Below are 18,732 nucleotides of genomic sequence, written 5' to 3'. Positions count from 1 at the left end.
GGATGACGACAAGGAATGCGCCTGCGTGGAATGCGCTTTGAAACCGGGAATCGCCGCGTCCAGAAGCTCGTGCCTATCTCAGCGAGATCGTGACTTGGCTGATATTGGCCGCGAGCTCGAGCCCCGCTTTCGGGCCTTGCAGCACGATGGTGACGCCCTTCTCGTTGCGGAGATGGACGCCGTTGACACCTCCGACGAGCGCAAAGCCGCCGCCGACGGAACTGTAGGTGCCGGCGAAGTCACCGACGTCGTGGATATCGGAGGCCCAGCCGTCAAGACGACCGATCGTGGCGCCGGCCGTGATCCCGAGGCTCAGGCCGTTGACCTTGAAGGGGTAGGTCTTGCCGCGATAGGTCAGCACGCCGCGGCCGGCGCCGCCGCCGAGCAGGAGGCCGGCCTTGACGATCTTGACCCGGACCTGCCCCGCGGCTTGGGCGAAGGATGGTAGCGGCGGCGCGACAAGCCCGAGGGCCAGCAGGAGAGCCGCGATCAATCGGAGCACGTGAGCGCGCCGTTCAGGGCTTTGCGGCATCGACTTTCTTCCAGGTCTCGTCCGGATCGAACAGCGTCGTGCGCTCGGCGATGAACTCGGTGCGCTTGCCGAGATCCTTCTGGTAGACGGTGCCGGCATGATTGACCAGGAAGGTCATCACGCCGGAATTGCCATATTCGGCAGGCCAGGCAATCAGCGCGAAGCCGCCGATCATCTTGCCCTTGACGACATAGTTGAGCGCACCGCCCGGCGCATTCCGGCCCTGCCCTTTGAGAATGTGGAAGTAGTAGCCGTGATAAGGCGCGGGCCCGACGTCACCTGATTTGTAGCCCTCCTTCGAGGCTTCCGCGGCGAGCGTCCCGAGCGGGCTCGGATCGCTGTCGTCGCGCCAGAACAGTCCGTCTTTCTTGCCGGGCGACGACACGATACGCTGGGCGTAGACGCCGGCGCCTTCACCGCGGTCCTTGTCGGCATATTCGTTCTGCGCGTCGACATAGGCGAGCGCGGTCTGAATCGCGTCGAGCTCGTTGCGGCCGATGCGCCGGCGAAGCACCTCAATGCGCCCCTCGGCGGTGTCGAACTCCCAGCCAGCCCTGGTGTTGACCAGCGGGATCGGGAAAGGGAAATCATCCGGCCCCAGCATCAGGGTCGCGGTCTTGTTGCCCTCCGCCTTGATGCCATGCCTGGCGGCGTACATCGATGTGAAGCGCGCGCGGATATCGTTGTCGGCGACCTCGTCTCCGGACGAGACGATGTCCTCAGCGGCCCTGCCGAGCACTTTCAGGATGTCGGCGGGTCCGCTCTTGACCGCGGCGGCGAGCGCGGCTGCCGCATCTTCCGGCGACTTGTAGGTTTGCTGCGCCAGGGATGGATTTGACAGGGCCAGCGTCAGCAAGCCGAGCCCAGCCGCACGCCGGAGCCATTTCAGACCGCTCATGGGATCACCTCCGCAGGAATCTTCGCGCCGCCGGCGAGCCAGTCGCGGTAGGTCCGGAATGTCAGCCCGAGCTTGTCGTAATGGACGCGCAGATAACCGTCGCTGCCGCGAGTCACGGCACCAGGCATCACCTGCTCGACCTCCTGCGCCATTACGCCGACATAGGCTTTCTCGCTCCCGATGTAGCTGAAGCGGTAATAGCCGAGACCACCGGCGAGATGGCCGAGCAGGACTATGTCGTGCTTCAGCGCGATATCGGAGCGCCGGCCACCGCCGCCACCACCTCGGAAGCCGCCACCGCCACCGCCACGCGCGGCCATTCCGCCACCGCCGCCGCGCCCGGCGAAGCTTGGCCCGCCGCCGCCTCCCCGCGGCATGCTTGCCATGCTCGATCGTCCGCGGGCGGATGCAGCGGCCGCCGCCCGGCCGGAGGAGACGTTCATCCCGCCGCCGCGATTGCCGCCACCACCGCGGTTGCCTGCGCCTCCGCCGGCCCGGTTCGCCGCCTTGGCCCGGTCGCCGCCGCCCTTGGCCCGGTCGCCGCCCTTGGCGCGATCACCACTGCCCTTGGCGCGATCGCCGGCACCAGCACGATCACCACCGCCCGGTCGATCGCGCGTTCCTGCGCTGGGACGATTGCCTGCGCCTGGACGATCTCCCCGATTGCCGGCGCGATCACCAGGCCCGCCGCGATCACCCGCACGATCGCCAGCCCGGTCTCCCGTTCGATCTCCCGGGCCACCCTGATTGGGACGCAGCACCTGGTTGCCGTCACGCCCGCGGAAATCCATGCGGTCCGAGGCCCCAGCGCGCACATTGTTGTTGCCGAAGCGCTGCTGAACGTTGGTGTTGTTGTAACGCACGCCCTGGCGATGCGCCGGATTGTGCTGCCAGCCGGTGTTGATGTTGGTGTTGCGATGATTGACATAGACGTTGCGGTTGCCCCAGTTGCAGCCGCCGCCCCAGTAGTTGCCCCAGCGTCCGATTGCCCAGGCCGTGCCGAAGGCGATACCGGCTGCGACCACGCCCGCGCCGATATAGGAGGGATAGCCCCAGTAATACGGCGGATATTCCGCATAAGGCCACGTGCCGTAGACGGTGGCGGGATCGTAATAGGGCACGTACATCGTCGAAGGGTCGGCCTGCTGAATCACGATGGCCTGCTTGCCTTCCTGACTTTGCACGCTGACCTTCTGCTGCTTTGTGGTGACGAGCTTCTTGTTGTCATAGGCCTTGCTGCGCAGACGCTGGATCGCATCCATCACGTCGGGCTGCTGGGCGAGAAAGGCGTCGCCGAGTTTCTGTGTCCATTCGAGCTTGTCGCTCATCATGGTCAGGACATCGGCTGTACTGGCTAACGCCTTGATGCTGTCGTCCCAGCCCTGCTTGTCGACCTCGGACTTGAGTGCATCGCCCTTCAGGGTCTTGCGCTCCTTCAGAAAGCGGTCGGCCTGGACCACCTCGAGCGGATAGGTCGACGCCGCCAGGACATTGGCCAGCAATTCGTCGGGATAGAGCGCGATCGGCGCGACCAGCGCTTCGAGCTGCTCCGGTTTCAAGAGCTCGGCAGCCGGCGCGCCCGGGCTGGCGGGCTGCGCCTGCGGGGCCGGGGCGGCAGGTGTGGTTGTGGTCTGCGCCGTTGCGGCGACCGACGCCGCCATGAGAAGCACCAGTGCCATCAGGGTCTTGCCGCAGCGAAGCATCACATCCTCCCTCGGTCTTCCAATGCGGAAGATCGGGCCGGGACGGAGGCGTTTGTTGATCGAGATCAACGAAACGACATCGCGGCTGCTCCGGCGCGCGAACACTCATGGAATGCTCAAATGGGGATCGGGACTACTGGGGGTCAGGAGATGATCGGCAGACGGACGGCGAACAGCGCCCCACCCGCCGGCAAGTTCGCAGCCGAGATGCTGCCGCCATGCGCCTCAACGATGGTTTTGACGATGGCAAGGCCCATGCCCATGCCTTGCGGCTTTGTCGTGAAGAAGGGATCGAAAATGTTTGCGAGATCCGAGACGTTGATCCCGGGACCAGTATCGCTGATCCTGAGCTCGGCCTCATTGCCGTTGCGCAAGGTCATAACGCTGACCTCTCGCTTTGCTGCCTCAACCTCGCAGATCGCATCTATCGCGTTGATGATCAGGTTGATAACCACCTGCTGAAGCTGGATCGGGTCGCCTCTGACCAAAAGGTTCATCAAGACAGGCTGATACATCAAACTGACGCGCCGCCCGTCCGCCACAGCCTGCACCAGATCAATGGCTTCGCGCACGAGATGATTCAGCCCGATCTCCTCGACCTCGAAAGGCGTCTTCTTCAGCATGCTGCGTAGCCTGCGGATCACCTCGCTCGCCCGCTGATCATCACGCCTGATGTCAGCGACTATCTGCCTGAGCTCGGTGATATCGGGTGAGGCCGCCTGCAACAGGAGCTCCGCTGTCTCCGCGTTGGTCAGGATCGAGCCAAGCGGCTGGTTCAATTCGTGCGCGATCGAGGAGGTCAACTCGCCGACCGCCGAATAGCGATTGGCGCGGGCGAGTTCGGCAATGCGCTGGCGCGATTCGATCTCGGCGACCCGGCGTCGCCTGCGCTCATGCAAGAGCCCGCTGATGAGACCCGCCTGCACCAGGAACACGGCTGCAATCATCAATATCTGCGAACGATAGCGTTCCCAGACACCGGGTTCTCGAAACAGCACCTCGCTGCCAGGAGGTAAGCGGCTCTCGGCGATGCCCCAGCGCTGCAGCTGTCGCCAGTCGAACTTCGCCGGAGCAAAGCCGACCGCAGCTGGCCTGACCTGGGCCGGCTCCTCGCCTCCAAGAAGCCGTACCGCCACCGTCGCTGTCAAGCGGCTGATTTCATCGACGGAGTGCATGGGACCGCCTACGACTTCCTGGCCGAAGAAGCCATCATCGTAGGAAAAGATTGGAGCATTCGCGACCTCGTGGAGCGCCTGCAGGGCACGGTCACCCTCGTAGGCCACTCCCGTCGCGTCGACATTCATGAGATGCCAGAAGATCGCGGAGTCGGGCGGAAGCGCAGCACAGACCTGCAGGATGGCTCCAAACGACATACCGTCGTACCAGAGGAATTCGACCTTGCCCTGGAAGAGATCCGCATCCTTTTGAATTTCCCTTCGCCATACCAGTTCGTTCGGTGACGCGCCGTTGACCACGACGATCCTCTTGGTTGCAGGAAGCAATTCGAGGATGGTGCTGAAGGACCGAGGGAAGTCATGCGCAACGGCAACGACGCTGTCCTGGGGTGAAAGGTTTGCGAGGTCCACTCGCCGCCTTTCAACCGCCGTGAGCACCATGGGCACGCCGGGAAAAAGATTTGTCCTGTTTCGCTGCACGAAATTGGCGGCAGGAGCCCCGATCGAGACGATCAGATCGGGCGGATGTCCCGCGTTCAGAGCATCCAAATACGCGACAAAGGCGGCCTCAGGATTGTCATTGGGGAAACGGGCAGAAACGAGGGAGTGATCTTGAATCTCCAGGTGCCATGGCGAAAGACGATCCAGTTGCTCCCGGATGGACTTTGCATATTGCCCCCATGGCCTGAAATCGCGCCCGAACGAATGAAGAATGACGACGCGCTTGGCCTCCCGAGCGAACGCTGCCGAGAGGTTGAACATGCACATGGACACGGCCAGGACAGCGAGGACACAAACCTGCCGACGCATGCGGGAGTGCTCCGGAAAGCCGGCGTGACGCCTCCGCTCCTCCTGCTTCGTCATTATCACAGCATGAGCATAGAAACATGTCTCGCGAGCACAGGCAAAGACCAAAACGCTTCAGCGCTCATGCGGCATTGTGATTCCGCCCTGGCCGCCAAGAACCAGAACGGGGGCTGTAGCCGCGCGCTTGGGCCGCTACCGCCGCGCCCCGTCGGACGCGGACGGGGTTGCGGCCACTTCCATGCGCGCATTTCGTCACTCCCGCGGACGATCTCAGTGACCGCTCAGTACCAAAGTCTGGATCGGCAGTAGTAGCGCCTGGAGTCGCAGTAGCAGCGCGTGGACAAGTCCCACGCCGTCCACGACATGCAGCACGATCTTCCGGCCGGTCGGCGTATCCTTGGCCGAGATCTCTTCGTGGTTGCTGGTATAGGCGTTGACGATGCAACTGCTGCCGGGAGTCACGCCATCGAGGCCGTTTTTGTACAGCGGCTCCAGAAACACCAGAATGGTGCCAGGGCGGACCGCGTTTTGAGGATCGACCAATTGCTCGCCTGATCGGAACTGTCCCGCAGCGATGTAATCCTGCACGGTCGTGATCACCATCGGAATGACCACCCACGGTTTCGAGATGCAGGTCGCTTCCGCGACCATCCCTTCTTTCATCACCTGAGCTTCAATTTGGCCAAAGCCGGCCTGGAGCGTCTTGCGGCCGGCACCGTCCGGGACCAGAACGCCTGCGGGCCGCATCAGTTGATTGACGACATCTCCGGGCCGAAGCAAAAATTGCTCGACACGCCCGTCGACACCGGCTCGGACCAACGTCTTGTCGAGATCCACTTGTGCCTGATCGAGCGCTGCCTCCGCGCTGGCTTTCTGTGCCGGCAACAGCGCCGATACCTGAAGCGCCATCGATTGCTTGGCGGCCATCGCAGCATCGATGCCGGACTGGCGCTGATCGACCAGGACTTGGAGCTTGTCAATGTCGCGCTGCGGTACGATACCGGGATTGCGCCGTTGAAGTTCGCTCTTGACCTCGAGCTCATCCTTGGCCTGCTGATAATTGGCCCTCGCCTCCCCGATCTGCGCCTCGGCCTTGACCACATCGGCTTGCGCTGTCTGCAGGGCGGCGTCGACCTCCGCGATCTTCCGCTTGGCGGTTTCCAGCGCGGCCTGCTGCTTGGACGCATCGAGCGTGAACAGGATGTCGCCCCTCTTCACTGGCGCGCTGAAGCCAACCTTGACCTCAGCAACCCGGCCCGAGCCTTCGGGCAAGATCGGCACCGTGCGAAAATACAGCGTCGCGGACGAGGTCGCCGGGTGGAAATAGAAAATCATAGTGATCAGCGAAACGGTCAGCATCAAGCAGCCTGTGATGCCCCAGCGCAGCTCGTACCAGATCGAATAGAACGTAATCTCCCTGCCCAGGCGCTTGCCCTGGACATAGCGGCGGTAAAGATAGTCCGGCAGGATCGTGACGAGCGAGCAGATCAGAAGCTCAAGCATGGGTGGGCTCCTTCGCGGCAGAGTCCGGCTCACCTGCCGGCGGCATCGCAATGTCAGACCCTGTCCGGAGGTCCTGACCGTCAGCCGTAGGAGCCCCCTCAGCAATTCTCTCAACGGAACCCGCAATGCTGCGCAGCGGTGTGCCGAAATCGGGAAGATCGATCATCGCGAGCAGCAACCCGGCAATCCAGAAGATATGCATGTGCGTGAACAGCGAAATAAGGCCAAGCACCGCAACGAATTCGAATTGCAGCTTTTGCGATTTGTGTGCCATTCGCTCCGGTAGGCTGTGCAGTTTCCAATAGAGGGTGCCGACCCAGAGCACGGCGGCGATCAGGAACACGCCCATCACGACCATCAGCGTGTCGGTTCCGCTTTCGGGTGCCAAATAGAATGGCAGATGGTGCGGAGCCATCGGATGCAGCTGTTCGCTCAAACGTCCCTCCCGGTCAGCGCAGGTTCACTTGCATCACTGTGTTCAGGCAGTTCTCGGATTGCTTGACTTGAATCAAGGGAATGCCCCCAGCCGGACCTAGCGTTTCCTCGATGCTGATTGCCTAACTATCAGGAGCCGTAGCCATGCCCGGCCTCGACGATCTCATCCCCAACGCTGCCCAGCTTCGGAAGGAAGCCGCTCTCAAGGAGGCGGAGAAGGCTGATGAATATGTTCGCCTCGCGACCGCTGCCGAAGCCGAGAAGCGCGCGCTGATCGAGCGGCTGAGACAACCCTCTGGCAAGAGCGAGGAGGAAAAGATCAAGCTCGCCTCCACCGTTATCCAGCGCGCGGTGCGAAACGGCCTGACCGAGGTGCTGGTCTATCGCTTCCCAAATTCGCTCTGCACCGACAAGGGGCGAGCGATAAACCAGATGGAGAAGGGGTGGGAGAGCACACTGACCGGCATCCCGAAAGAGATCTTCCAGCTCTGGAGCGATTATCTAAAGCCGCGGGGCTACCGCATCGCCTACCAGATCATCGATTTTCCCGGCGGCGTGCCCGGCGATATCGGCGTGACCATTTCGTGGGACGAATGAATCCCGGAACAGATGACGAGAGAACCGGCATGGCCAACGACGCGCCCGCAGAACGAATGAAGCGGAAGGATTATGAGAAGCAGTTGGAGAAGCTTCAGGTCGAGCTCTGTCATCTCCAGGACTACGTCCGGGAAAACAAGCTCCGCGTCATCGTGCTGTTCGAGGGCCGCGATGCCGCCGGCAAGGGTGGGACGATCAAGGCCATCACCGAGAAGGTCAGCCCGCGCGTGTTCCGCGTTGTCGCCCTCCCCGCCCCGTCGGACCGTGAGAAGACCCAGCTGTTCTTCCAGCGCTACATGGAGAAGTTTCCGGCCGGCGGCGAGATCGTGATCTTCGACCGCAGCTGGTACAATCGCGCCGGCGTCGAATATGTCATGGGCTTCTGCACGCCCGCGGAGCATGAGCGCTTCCTCAACCTGTGTCCTCAGATGGAGAGATACGTCATCGAAGGCGGCATCTTGCTGATCAAGATCTGGCTCGAGGTCGGAATGGAGGAGCAGGAGCGCCGCTTCAAGGCCCGGATCGACGACCCCGTCCGGCAATGGAAGCTCAGTCCGATGGACTTAGAATCCTACCGGCGGTGGTACGACTATTCACGGGCGCGCGACCTTATGCTGAAGAAGACCAGCACCAAGGACGCCCCATGGTACATCATCCGCTCCGACGACAAGCGTAAGGCGCGGCTGAACTGCATCGCCCATCTTCTCGGCGCCATATCCTACAAGCGTATCAAGAAGGACAAGATCAAACTGCCGAGGCGCTCCGACAAAGGACGCTACAACGACCAAGCCAGCCTGAAGGGGATGAACTTCATCGCCGAGCGATATTGAACGCAAAGGGGCCGCGCAAGCGCAACCCCTTCCCTTCGTCCTTTCCAATCACTTCAGGCGGATCGTGACGCCGCCGACCGCCGCCGAGACTTCCGCGCCGACCCTCGGACCGCTGAGCTGCAGGATCACCCCATTGCCGTTCTGAAGTTGCACGGCACCGGCGCCTGCGGCGATCGCCCCACCCGCTCCGCCGACCGCATAGGAGCCTTCGATGGACGCAGGGCCCTTCAGATTGAGCGCTCGGCCGACGAACTTGGTGGTCGAGGCCCCGACAGTGAGGCCGACGCTCATGCCGGAGACGGTGAAGGGGTATTTCTTGCCCCGATAGAGCAGAACGCCCTCTCCTCCGCCGACGCCCACGATGAAGCCTCCCTTGGTGAAGACGACGGCAACCTGGCCGGTGTCCGCGCGCGACGGCGTGCTGAGACCGGTCAGAGCAGCAAGCGAGGCACCGAGCGCGACAACAATCGGATATCTTTTCATGACTCTCTTTTCCCTTTTGATCATTGCGCGAGGATCATCGCGAAATAGCCGAACACGGTGAGCAGGATGCCCGAGACGGCGTAGCCGACCGGAAATCCGATCCAGGGCACGGAGCTCTGGATTTCGACTGCGGCTTCGCGGCACGGACCGGAATGCGACCGCGCGCCTGCAACGCCGCCCATCAGCACCGCAGGATTGATTTTGAAGATGTGGAAGCCGATCGCCCAGACGATGAACGGCGGGATCGTGCAGGCGATGAAGCCGACGAGGAAGATCTTGAGAGCCACCGCACCGGTGAGCTGGGCCAGTAGCCCGGCGCCCGCATTCACACCCACTATGGCCACGAAGACGACCAGACCGAGGTCCTCCAACACATTGCGCGCTGCATTCGGCGTGTTGCCGAAGAAGCGCAGGCGCGACACGATCGACGACACGATCACGCCCGACAGCAACAGGCCGCCGGCATTGCCGAGGCCGATCTTGGCGCCGAACGCCGGGAATTCGATCTTGCCGATCAGGAAGCCGATGATCATGCCGACGGCCAGCGTCAGCAGATCGGTCGACGTGTTGGACCGGGCGATCCGGCCCCACATCTCGCCGAGCTCGCTGACCGCGGACTTCAGGCCGACCACGGAGATGATGTCCATCCGCTCCAGCTTGGTCTTGAGTCCGGCCGGGATCTGCACGCCGCCCCGCTCGACCTTGGTGACCTGCAACTGGCCGGCAAGTGCGGTGTCGCGGAAGGATTCGAACGTACGTCCCACCATCTCCTTGTTGGTGACGAGGATATCGGCCTGGTCCATCGGGATGCCGAGAGTCTTGGCATCGGCGACCTCCGGCCCGATCAGGCCCATCTTGTCGGTGAGATGTTCGGTCGAGCCGCCGAGTGCGACGATATCGCCTCTCTGCAGCACGAGCTCGGGATCGGCGCCTTGCGCCTCGCCACCGCGCGAGACGTTGACGATGCGGTATTCCGGATTGATCGCCCGGAACTTGGCGATGCTCATGCCGGCCGTTGCGGCATTCTCCAGCCGATAGGCGCGCAGGCCGAACTGGCGGAAACCCGTGAGGCCGCCGCCCTCGAGATCCCTAACGCCAAACTCCTGCTCGTACTGCCGGGCCGCCGCCTTCGCGTCGACGCCCCACCAGCGCGGCAGATATTTGCAGATCAGGATGATGCCGACGGTACCCCAAATATAGGTGATGCCGTAGGACAGCGCGATCATGCCGGAGGCGTCCTCAGCCTTCATTCCCTCGGGCAGCTTGACGACACCCGACGTAATGGCCTGCTCGGCCGAGCCGATGGCCGCCGACATGGTCTGGGAGCCTGCCAGCATGCCGCCGGCAGCACCGGGCGGAAGCGAGAACATCTTGGCCCCGATGACGACCAGCGCCAAGCCGATCACGCTCGACACCACCGCCAGGATGCAGAATTTCAGCCCGTCACCCTTCAGGCTGTTGATGAAGGACGGGCCGACACGCAGGCCGACGCCGTACATGAAGAGATAGTAGAACAGGCTCTTCGCGAAATTGTTCAGCTCCAGCTTCACGCCGTAGCTGGACGCCCAAACGGAAACGCCCGCCCCGACCACGATGGCGCCGGCAACCATGCCGAGGCCATAGCCCTTGATGCTGGCCCGGCCGATATAGACGGCGAGACCGACGACGAAGAACAGCAGCAGATACGGGTTCTGCTGCAGGAACGTGAAGAAAGCCTGCATGTTCGTCCCCTCCAAACCTATGACGCGGCCTTGAGCTTCGGCTGCGCGCCCGGCTTCAGCCGTCCGAGTTTCGCCAAGGCTTCCGTGCGCACGAGCTTCAAGCCTTCCTTGGCGTCGTAGCCGTGGATCTCCTTCACATCGAGCTTGCGCATGAAGTCGATGGTCTCCTGCGTGATGACCTGCCCGGGCACCATGATCGGGAAGCCGGGCGGATACGGGATCACGAAGTTGGCCGAGACGAGCTCCGGTCCGGCCTTCAGCCGCCGGTCGATCTCGGGATCGTTGAGGCGGAGGTGCTCGCAGCCGGCGGCGTCATAGGCGGAGTAGAAGCCGGTGCGAATATCGCCTTCATTGGTCTTGGTGCCGGCATCGCCACGGAAGCTCGGGTGGAAATGCGAGAAGTTCGGCAGATCGGGCACATCCTTCATGAGGCTCGTGACCCGGGCCTCGAACGTCTTGCGGGCATTGGCGCCGCCGTGGGCGAGGCCGCGGTCGATCTCGCCCGCGATTTCCGCGAGCACGCGGACGAGATGCGCGACGTCGCTGCGGGTGTTGTTGATGTTGGACTGGACCAGGACCGAGTTGCGCGAGGTCTTGTTGACCTGGATATTGTATTCGTTGGCGAGAATGCCCTTGAACTGCGTGCCGTCGTAGCCGGCCATGCCGCACACCAGCGTCATGCGGGTCGGGTCGAGGCAGAACTCGTCCTCGTCCAGGCTCTTGAGCGTATTCGCCCAGTTGACGCCGGGAGCGAGAAAGTCCGTAAAGCCGCTCTGGCGATATTGCGCGGGCACCATGGCGTCGGCACCGAGGATGCGGAAGTATTTCGAGATCAGCGGATTGTTGTTGACCGCCTGGCGGATTGCAAATGCGATCTCGATCGCATTGGCGACGAGGCCATAACCCTCCAGCTCCATCTGCCGCCGCGAGATGTCGAGGCTGGCGATCAGTTGCTGGTTCGGACTGGTCGAGGCGTGGGTGAACACCGCCTCCTTGAATTGCTGCTCGACTGTGTGGAACTCGACGTCCTTGACCGAGAGCATCGAGCCCTGGCGGATCGCCGACATGGACTTGTGGGTCGAGTTGGTCTGGTAGACACGCAGCCGGATCAGGCGCGGATCCGGGATCAGTCGAGTCTTGAGCAGCACCTCCTCGGACGGGTTCTTGCCGAGTTCGGCCTGCTGTTTCTCATGGGCCGCAACCGACTTCGGATCGCGCATCCAGGCCTCGATCTCGTTGGCGGCGCCAAGCCCGGTGCGGCGGCGCAGGAACGGCGAGAAGCGCGCGAAGCCGAACCAGGCCTCATCCCACAGGAAGATCAGATCGGGCTTGATGGCGAGGCATTCCTCCATCACCCGGCGGGTGTTGTAGATGTGGCCGTCGAAGGTGCAATTGGTGAGATCGACCATCTTGACGCGGTCGAGGCGTCCGTCAGCCTTGGCGTTCAGCAGTGCCTGCTTGATCGTCTTCAGCGGCACCGCGCCATACATCGAGTATTCCGTCATCGGGAACGCCTCGACATAGAGCGGCTGCGCTCCGGCCAGCACCATTCCGTAGTGATGCGACTTGTGGCAATTCCGGTCGACGATCGCGATGTCGCCGGGCGCGAGCAGCGCCTGCACCGCCATCTTGTTCGAGGTCGAGGTGCCGTTGGTGACGAAGAAGACGCGGTCGGCGCCAAGCGCCCTTGCCGCCTTCTCCTGCGCCTTCTTGATGTTGCCGGTCGGCTCGAGCATGCTGTCGAGGCCGCCGGTGGTGGCGCTGCTCTCAGCCAGGAACAGGTTCGGGCCGTAGAACTCGCCCATGTCGCGGATCCAATCGGACTTGAAGATCGACTTGCCGCGCGCGATCGGCAGCGCGTGGAAAGTCCCGATCGGACGTTGGGCATATTTCTTCAGATTGTCGAAGAAGGGCGTGTCGTAGCGATCCTGGATGCCTTCGAGGATCGACAGATGCAGCTCCAGAAGCTCTTCAACGGAATAGAAGATGCGGCGAACCACATCCGCCTCGGGATTGCCGGCCAGCTCCTCCACGTCGCGGTTCGAGATCATGTAGAGATCGAGCTCGGGCCGGACGCGCTTGATGATGTGGGCCAGCCGCAGCGCCGAGGCGTCGGTTTCGTCGTTGAGACCGGCGGTCGCCATGATCGAGCGCAGCACAGGCGCATTGTGGCGCGAACGCAGGCCAAAGCCCTCGTTGATGATGACGGCGCCGATATTCGAATTGAGCATCGTGGCGCAGAAGGCATCCTCGAGGCTACCGACGATGACAGGTTCATAAATGAAGGCATCGACCGGCCGCCGCAGCTTGCGCCATTCGGCTGCAAGTACGGGCCATTGGCCGGGCGACACACCGGTGACAACCAGGGTCTCGAAATACGGCCTGCGCACGGTATGCGCGCCGAAGCTCGGTGGCACCAGCTCGGGCGCATCGCCATTACCGTCATCCTTGGCGTTCCAGTCGCCGGCATGCTGGCGGAAGGACCGCGTGGCCAGAGCCTGGGCAATCCTTGTTGCAAGAGTGAGCGAGGTCGCGCCGTCGCCGGCGGCCGCGGCTTCCCGCAGCGCCGCCATCAGATGCATCCCGGGATAGCCGTGAAATTCTTCCGTGATCGCAAGATCGGCCAGCACCGCATCGTAGGCCGCGCGATTGCCGTCACGCGCCCAGGTCTTGGCTGCCTCGACCAGATCGCGCCAATCGTCCGCCCGGGCGCCCGGGCCGGAGAAGAACTGGTCGATGCGCTTTTGCGCCGGCTTCGTGTCCTTGGCCATGTGTCTCTCCGATTCCTCGACAGTCCCTGCTCATCTGTTGATGGTCTCCGGGACAAGAATGATGCGTCACCGTGAGTTCGGGGCCGGCAACTCCATTGATCCAAGTCAAGGGTCGGACTCATTCTCAGGAGAGCATCGGCCGACACGACAGGTCGCATGGCAGCACGTAGCCCTCAGGCTGTCCGGTGCGCGGTGGCGGCCTGCTCGTCAGCGAGGACGCTGTCGAGCGTGCGCAGCCATTGGACGCTGTCGGTCCTCTCCGCGAGCCCTTCTGCATGCAGGAGATCGCGAAGCTGCGCATGCGCGCCGACGATACAGAGCACGATCTTCCGCGAGGCGAGTTCGTCGTGAAGGTCGTGCAGCATGTGCGCCCCGGCGAGATCGATATAGGGCGATGCCGAGAGGTCGCAGACCACCAGCCGAAGCCCGGATGAGGCCGCGAGCGCGTCCAGTACCCGGTCGAGGACGGTCTCGGCGTTGATGTAGAGCAGCGAGGCTTCGGGCCGGAAGGCAATGATTCCAGTCAGGGGCTCGACGCCCTCATGCCGCGCGCTGTCCGAATAACGGCCGCTCCCCGGCAAACGACCGATGAAGGCGACGTGCGGTTGCGAGGCCCGTGCCAGCAACAACAGGATCGACGCGATCGAGGCGAGCAGGACGCCTTGGAGGATTCCGAGCAGCAGCACGGCAATCAAGGCAATTCCCGCCGCGTAGAAGTCGATCCGGCTGACCCGCCACATGCGTACGAGCGCTCGGATATCGACCAGCTTGTAGACCGCGGCAAAGACGATGGCCGCAAGCACCGCCTTGGGCAGATTGGTGAGCAGTCCCGTGAAGTACAGAAGGCAAAGTCCCAGCGCCGCCGAGCAGATCACCAGTGCCAGCGGGGTCCGGGCGCCAGCGCTGTCGTTGACCGCAGATTGCGACAGGCCGCCGGCGACGGGATAGCCGTGCCCGAGCGCGGCCGCGAGGTTCGCGGCCCCGAGCCCCAGGAACTCCTGCCTGACATCGAGAGAGTAGCCGTGCTTGGCGGCGAAACTGCGCGCGGCCGAAACCCCCTCGATATAGGCCAGCAGCACACATCCGGCGGCGAGCGGGAAGAGATCGTCGAAGTCAAGCAGGCCGAAGGTCGGCATCGACAACGCCGGCAGTCCCTGCGGTATCGTGCCGGTGACGGGCACGCCGAGCGAAGGAAGGCCGAGCAGCGTCGCTGTCGCGATCGCCAAGGCGACGATCGCGATTCCGACCGGCCTGCCTGGCAGGAGCCGCTCGCCGGACAGAAGCAGTAACAGCGCGACAGCACCGATGGCGAGCACGAGCGGGTTCGTCGCGCCGATCTGTCCGGACAGCTTGATCGCCCGGTCGAAGAAATTGTGGCCGCCACCGGCGACACCGAGCAGGCTCGGCAACTGGCTCATGATGATCGTGAGCCCCGCCCCGGCCTTGAAACCGACCAGGATGCTGTCGCTGACGAGGCGAACCAGCACGCTCAGCTTGAACAGCCAGGCGATGAGGCACAGCACCGCCACGGCAAAAGCCGCAAGGCTTGCGATCTGCGCATAACGTATGGCATCCCCTCCGGCCAGCGCTCCGACGGTGGCCGCAATCATCAGGGAGATCGCCGAGGTCGGACCGATCGCGAGTTGCCGCGAAGCTCCCAACGCCGCGTAACCGAGGCCGCCGAGCATATAGCCGTAAACCCCAACCTGAGGCGGCAAGCCAGCCATCGCGGCATAAGCGAGCGAGACCGGAATGGCGTAAGCCGCGAGCGTGACGCCGGCGACCGCGTCTGAAAGGAGCCACTCCCGCCGGTAGGCGGCAAGCCAGCTGGCCGGCGGCAAGAAGCGCATCCATCGGGGTTCCGACGGCGCATTCATTGGACGGCGCTCTGATCCGAGGCTTCGCAGCGCAGCAAGACGATGAGCAGCGTGGCCACGGGAATGCCGAGCGCGAGGTTCGGAACGGTCTTCGTGGCAAACGCGCCGGCCGCAGCGCCGACGCCGAACACGGCGCACAGCGCGAAGAAGATACCGGAACGGCGCAGCGTGCCGGGCGGCGCGCCGCCGGCGAAGGCGCCGAAGACCGTCTCGATCGCCTGCCGCAGATTGCCCGTGGCCATCACCGTGCTGCAAGTAACGCCTTCGACCTTGGTGAAGATCGCGGTCTGCATCGCGGCAACGAACGAGATACCGAGCGTGCCAGCCAGATCCGGCACCCTGTTGTGGAGGATGCTGATCGCGATCAGCAGCAATATCTCGAGCAAGGTGCTGATTGCGCTGGCCCGCTCGCACGCGACCCGGCGCAGCCACGCGGCGACCACGATACCAGCCGCAAAAGCCAGAAGCGGCGGCACGAAATGAAGGGCCTTGGTCCAGTCGCCGGCGGTCGCATTGACCCAGAGAAAGATCAAATTGGCGGTCTGGGCATTCGCCATCACCCCGTGGATGATCCAGGTATAGGCGTCGATATAGCCGCCGGCGAAGGCGAGCAACAGAACGATCTCGACCGTCTCGTCGCGGCGGATCGTGCCGGCTGCGAGGTCAAGAGCGCTCATGTCGACGATGCCGGCCGCGAACTCTGTATCATGCGATAGGCGGTCCCTCGTCGCTTCGAAGGCTTGATCTGGATCAAGCAATCCCTCGCGTTTTCGCAAATGAGATTGTGGCAAACCGCCGGAGGACTACGACATGGATACCGTCAGGTGGATCATCTCCGCCGCTCCGGAAATCTTCCTGCTGCTGGCCGTCGCCATCGGCACCGTCCTGGGCCGTGTCCGGATCCGCGGTTTCGCCATCGGGACCACCGCCTGCATCCTGATCGTGTCCGTGCTGCTCGGTCAGCTCGGGCATTTCGCGTTTCCCTCGCTGTTGCGCGTGATCCTGTTCAGCCTGTTCGTGTTCACGATCGGCTATCGGTCAGGCCCCGAATTCTTTGCATCTTTGAGCGTCCGCACGCTCGCCCAGGTCGCCATGGCGCTGGTGCTGGGCGGCACGGGCCTCATCATCGTGCTGTTGTTCGCCTACGGCCTCAGGCTCGATCCCGGCACGGCGTCCGGAATTGCGGCCGGAGCGCTGACCCAATCGTCCGTGATCGGAACAGCGTCCGGCGCACTGGCCCAGCTCGGTCTGCCCAAGGAAACGCTGGACCAGCAGGAGGCGAACATCGCAGCGGGTTACGCGGTGACCTATGTGCTCGGCTATATCCTGACCCTGCTGTTCGTCCCCTTTGTCGCGCCGAGATTGATGGGGATCGACCTGAAAGCCGAGGCCAAGAAGCTGGAGGCCGAGCTGGCCGGCGGTGATCCGCCAAAGACCGAAAACCTAGCCTATCGCAAGTTCCAGGCCCGCGCCTACCGGGTGACCGCAGGTGCCGGACGTACCGTCAAGTCGATCGAGGAGGAAATCGGAAGCCGCACGGTGGTCGAGCGCATCGTCCGTCGAGGCGCGGACGTCGAGCCCCATTTGGAGACAGTGCTCGAGGCCGGTGACGATATCGTCATCGCGGGCCGCACCGCGGTGATTGTCGCCGCCAGGCCGATTATCGGCACCGAGATCGACGCCGACGAGATCCTGAAGGCCGTGCCGGGCAACGTGCTCGAAGTGCTTGTGGACAATCGCCATCTCCACGGCCGCTCGATCCAGGAGATTGCGGCCCGCGTCGGCGCCGACGCCCGCGGCGTGTTTCTGCGTGGCCTCATCCGCATGGGCCGCGAGGTACCCTTGAGCGCGGACACGCGCGTCTATGTCGGAGACGTCATGACGCTGGTCGGCAGCACGCGCCACATCGAACGTGCGGCAAAGACGATCGGACAGATCCTTCGTTCGGGCGATCGCACCGATATTGCGTTCCTGGCCGCTGGCATCGCGGCCGGCCTGCTCGCGGGGCTGGTCAGCTTCAGGGTCGGCGGCGTCGCCCTGACGCTTGGCGGTGGCGGCGGAGCCCTGATCGCGGGCCTATTCTGCGGCTGGCTGCGGTCGCGCAAGCCGACCTTGGGTGCAATGCCTCCGGCCGCGCAACAGACCTTGAGCGACCTCGGACTCGGCGGCTTCATCGCGGCGATCGGTCTCGGCAACGGCGCTGCCGCCTGGGCCGCGATCCAGGCTCACGGGCTGCTTCTGGTCGGCATGGGTCTCGTCATCACCATCGTGCCGCTGATCGTCGCGACGTTGTTTGCCTACCATGTGCTGCGCATGAACCCGGTCATCACCTGCGGCGCCCTGGCCGGTGCCATGACAGTGGATGCCGCGGTGACCGGTGCTTGCGAGGTGGCCGAGAGCCAGACGCCGGTCCTCGGCGTCGCCGTCCCCTACGCGGTCGGAAACGTGCTGCTCACGGTCCTCGGACCGATCATCGTGGCTGCAACCTACACCGGATGAGGGAAGCCAATGATGGTGCGGCCGGTCAGATCAGCGCTGGGATATTTTGCGGCTGTGCTATTCGCGTGCGCTCCTCTCGCAGCCACGGCGCGCGATGGGGACGATGCACGCATCCAGGAGGAAGTCTGGGCACTGCCACTAGCGCTTCCGATGTTTGCGTATCTGGTGCGTCCGGTCGGCGACGGCCCCTTCCCGCTCGTGATCATGAATCACGGGGTCTCGCTTAATCCGAAGGACCGCAGCTTCTTTCCGCTGGTCGAATTTCGCGCCGCCGCGCAATGGTTCGCGAGGCGCGGCTACCTTGTGGTGGCGCCGGTCGGCACCGGTTATGGCGCAGCGGCCATCGACATTCCCGAGCGCGCCGTTTACGGACCGTTCTTCTCCAAGATCGGCAAGTGCAGCAATCCTAACTTCCGAGACGCCGGCCTTGCCGTCGCCCATGTCGACCTCGCGATTATCGAGTATCTGGCCGCCGAGAAGCGCATCGTCCCCAAGGATGTGATCGTCGTTGGGCAGTCCGCCGGCGGCTGGGCCTCGATCGCCTTGTCGAGCCTGAATCTACCTCAGGTCAAAGCCATCATCACCTTTGCTGCAGGCCGAGGTGGCAGAGTCGACGGCAAGCCGAACAACAATTGCGCACCCGACCGGCTGGTAGAGACGACCGCGGATTTCGGCCGCACCTCGCGTGTGCCGATGCTGAGGATCTACATCGAGAACGACACTTTTTTTGGTCCCGATCTGTCCAAGCGCATGCACGCGGTTTTCACGACTGCCGGCGGCCGCGCGGAATATCACCTCATGCCCCCCTTTGGCGATGAGGGGCATTTCTTCATCGGGTCGAAAGATGCGATTTCCCTCTGGTCGCCGCTGGTCACGAAATTCCTCGACGCGCAAAAGTGAG

15 protein-coding genes are annotated in these 18,732 nt (G+C 63.4%); 4 read left to right on the top strand and 11 right to left on the bottom strand.

Annotated features, from left to right (window positions below; all coding sequences use genetic code 11):
• Window positions 1–73: 73 nt before the first annotated feature.
• From JQ580_RS04840 to JQ580_RS04815, 6 genes are all read right to left on the bottom strand, one after another.
• Entirely contained in the window at window positions 74–532 is a 459-nt protein-coding gene (locus JQ580_RS04840; RefSeq protein ID WP_212278549.1) for a hypothetical protein, read from the bottom strand.
• Window positions 516–1,430 carry a DUF2950 domain-containing protein gene (locus JQ580_RS04835; protein ID WP_212278548.1) on the bottom strand — a complete coding sequence of 305 codons (915 nt, stop codon included), beginning with the start codon at window positions 1,428–1,430 and terminating at the stop codon, window positions 516–518. The genes JQ580_RS04840 and JQ580_RS04835 overlap by 17 nt, the downstream gene beginning before the upstream one ends.
• Window positions 1,427–3,133, bottom strand: a complete 1,707-nt coding sequence (locus JQ580_RS04830; RefSeq protein ID WP_212278547.1) for a DUF3300 domain-containing protein — start codon at window positions 3,131–3,133, stop codon at window positions 1,427–1,429. Before JQ580_RS04830 ends, JQ580_RS04835 begins: the two co-directional genes overlap by 4 nt.
• Window positions 3,134–3,276: 143 nt before the next feature.
• Complete coding sequence (locus tag JQ580_RS04825) at window positions 3,277–5,070, bottom strand: sensor histidine kinase (protein WP_249133926.1); 1,794 nt, start codon at window positions 5,068–5,070, stop codon at window positions 3,277–3,279.
• Window positions 5,071–5,385: 315 nt separating this feature from the next.
• Window positions 5,386–6,618 carry an HlyD family secretion protein gene (locus tag JQ580_RS04820; protein WP_212278545.1) on the bottom strand — a complete coding sequence of 411 codons (1,233 nt, stop codon included), beginning with the start codon at window positions 6,616–6,618 and terminating at the stop codon, window positions 5,386–5,388.
• On the bottom strand, window positions 6,611–7,033 hold the full coding sequence (locus tag JQ580_RS04815) for a hypothetical protein (RefSeq protein WP_249134020.1): 423 nt from the start codon (window positions 7,031–7,033) through the stop codon (window positions 6,611–6,613). Before JQ580_RS04815 ends, JQ580_RS04820 begins: the two co-directional genes overlap by 8 nt.
• Before the next feature lie 164 nt (window positions 7,034–7,197).
• Here JQ580_RS04815 and JQ580_RS04810 point away from each other — a divergent pair, with 164 nt between their 5' ends.
• Window positions 7,198–7,650: a hypothetical protein gene (locus JQ580_RS04810; protein WP_212278543.1), complete on the top strand. Its 453-nt coding sequence runs from the start codon at window positions 7,198–7,200 to the stop codon at window positions 7,648–7,650.
• A 29-nt stretch (window positions 7,651–7,679) separates the two neighbouring features.
• Window positions 7,680–8,480 carry a polyphosphate kinase 2 gene (ppk2, locus tag JQ580_RS04805; protein WP_212278542.1) on the top strand — a complete coding sequence of 267 codons (801 nt, stop codon included), beginning with the start codon at window positions 7,680–7,682 and terminating at the stop codon, window positions 8,478–8,480.
• 48 nt (window positions 8,481–8,528) lie between these two features.
• Here the strand turns inward: ppk2 and JQ580_RS04800 are convergent, their stop codons facing one another.
• From JQ580_RS04800 to JQ580_RS04780, 5 genes are all read right to left on the bottom strand, one after another.
• A complete protein-coding gene (locus tag JQ580_RS04800; protein ID WP_212278541.1) occupies window positions 8,529–8,963 on the bottom strand; it encodes a hypothetical protein in 435 nt (144 codons plus the stop codon).
• Between the two features lie 20 nt (window positions 8,964–8,983).
• Window positions 8,984–10,684, bottom strand: a complete 1,701-nt coding sequence (locus tag JQ580_RS04795; RefSeq protein WP_212278540.1) for an aspartate:alanine exchanger family transporter — start codon at window positions 10,682–10,684, stop codon at window positions 8,984–8,986.
• Window positions 10,685–10,701: 17 nt separating this feature from the next.
• On the bottom strand, window positions 10,702–13,455 hold the full coding sequence (locus JQ580_RS04790) for a decarboxylase (protein WP_212278539.1): 2,754 nt from the start codon (window positions 13,453–13,455) through the stop codon (window positions 10,702–10,704).
• A 173-nt stretch (window positions 13,456–13,628) separates the two neighbouring features.
• Window positions 13,629–15,332 carry a SulP family inorganic anion transporter gene (locus tag JQ580_RS04785; RefSeq protein WP_212278538.1) on the bottom strand — a complete coding sequence of 568 codons (1,704 nt, stop codon included), beginning with the start codon at window positions 15,330–15,332 and terminating at the stop codon, window positions 13,629–13,631.
• Complete coding sequence (locus JQ580_RS04780) at window positions 15,329–16,009, bottom strand: YoaK family protein (protein ID WP_212278537.1); 681 nt, start codon at window positions 16,007–16,009, stop codon at window positions 15,329–15,331. Before JQ580_RS04780 ends, JQ580_RS04785 begins: the two co-directional genes overlap by 4 nt.
• A gap of 133 nt (window positions 16,010–16,142) precedes the next feature.
• Here JQ580_RS04780 and JQ580_RS04775 point away from each other — a divergent pair, with 133 nt between their 5' ends.
• Together JQ580_RS04775 and JQ580_RS04770 are read left to right on the top strand one after the other, a co-directional pair.
• Window positions 16,143–17,831: an aspartate:alanine exchanger family transporter gene (locus JQ580_RS04775; protein WP_212278536.1), complete on the top strand. Its 1,689-nt coding sequence runs from the start codon at window positions 16,143–16,145 to the stop codon at window positions 17,829–17,831.
• Window positions 17,832–17,840: 9 nt separating this feature from the next.
• Window positions 17,841–18,731: an alpha/beta hydrolase family protein gene (locus JQ580_RS04770; protein ID WP_249133925.1), complete on the top strand. Its 891-nt coding sequence runs from the start codon at window positions 17,841–17,843 to the stop codon at window positions 18,729–18,731.
• Window position 18,732 lies beyond the last annotated feature (1 nt).

The organism is Bradyrhizobium sp. SZCCT0148 (assembly GCF_018129985.1).
Lineage (GTDB): Bacteria > Pseudomonadota > Alphaproteobacteria > Rhizobiales > Xanthobacteraceae > Bradyrhizobium > Bradyrhizobium japonicum_H.
Note: the sequence above shows the minus strand (reverse complement) of the source record. Positions and strands in the feature narration are given on the sequence as shown.

What these genes read in the sequence shown, in the direction of transcription:
- ppk2 (WP_212278542.1), top strand. Translation starts at nt 7,680, where the DNA reads ATGGCCAACGACGCGCCCGCAGAACGAATGAAGCGGAAGGATTATGAG.
- JQ580_RS04835 (WP_212278548.1), bottom strand. Translation starts at nt 1,430, where the DNA reads ATGAGCGGTCTGAAATGGCTCCGGCGTGCGGCTGGGCTCGGCTTGCTG.
- JQ580_RS04775 (WP_212278536.1), top strand. Translation starts at nt 16,143, where the DNA reads ATGGATACCGTCAGGTGGATCATCTCCGCCGCTCCGGAAATCTTCCTG.
- JQ580_RS04840 (WP_212278549.1), bottom strand. Translation starts at nt 532, where the DNA reads ATGCCGCAAAGCCCTGAACGGCGCGCTCACGTGCTCCGATTGATCGCG.
- JQ580_RS04830 (WP_212278547.1), bottom strand. Translation starts at nt 3,133, where the DNA reads ATGCTTCGCTGCGGCAAGACCCTGATGGCACTGGTGCTTCTCATGGCG.
- JQ580_RS04790 (WP_212278539.1), bottom strand. Translation starts at nt 13,455, where the DNA reads ATGGCCAAGGACACGAAGCCGGCGCAAAAGCGCATCGACCAGTTCTTC.
- JQ580_RS04780 (WP_212278537.1), bottom strand. Translation starts at nt 16,009, where the DNA reads ATGAGCGCTCTTGACCTCGCAGCCGGCACGATCCGCCGCGACGAGACG.
- JQ580_RS04820 (WP_212278545.1), bottom strand. Translation starts at nt 6,618, where the DNA reads ATGCTTGAGCTTCTGATCTGCTCGCTCGTCACGATCCTGCCGGACTAT.
- JQ580_RS04815 (WP_249134020.1), bottom strand. Translation starts at nt 7,033, where the DNA reads ATGGCTCCGCACCATCTGCCATTCTATTTGGCACCCGAAAGCGGAACC.
- JQ580_RS04770 (WP_249133925.1), top strand. Translation starts at nt 17,841, where the DNA reads ATGATGGTGCGGCCGGTCAGATCAGCGCTGGGATATTTTGCGGCTGTG.
- JQ580_RS04785 (WP_212278538.1), bottom strand. Translation starts at nt 15,332, where the DNA reads ATGAATGCGCCGTCGGAACCCCGATGGATGCGCTTCTTGCCGCCGGCC.
- JQ580_RS04825 (WP_249133926.1), bottom strand. Translation starts at nt 5,070, where the DNA reads ATGTTCAACCTCTCGGCAGCGTTCGCTCGGGAGGCCAAGCGCGTCGTC.
- JQ580_RS04795 (WP_212278540.1), bottom strand. Translation starts at nt 10,684, where the DNA reads ATGCAGGCTTTCTTCACGTTCCTGCAGCAGAACCCGTATCTGCTGCTG.
- JQ580_RS04810 (WP_212278543.1), top strand. Translation starts at nt 7,198, where the DNA reads ATGCCCGGCCTCGACGATCTCATCCCCAACGCTGCCCAGCTTCGGAAG.
- JQ580_RS04800 (WP_212278541.1), bottom strand. Translation starts at nt 8,963, where the DNA reads ATGAAAAGATATCCGATTGTTGTCGCGCTCGGTGCCTCGCTTGCTGCT.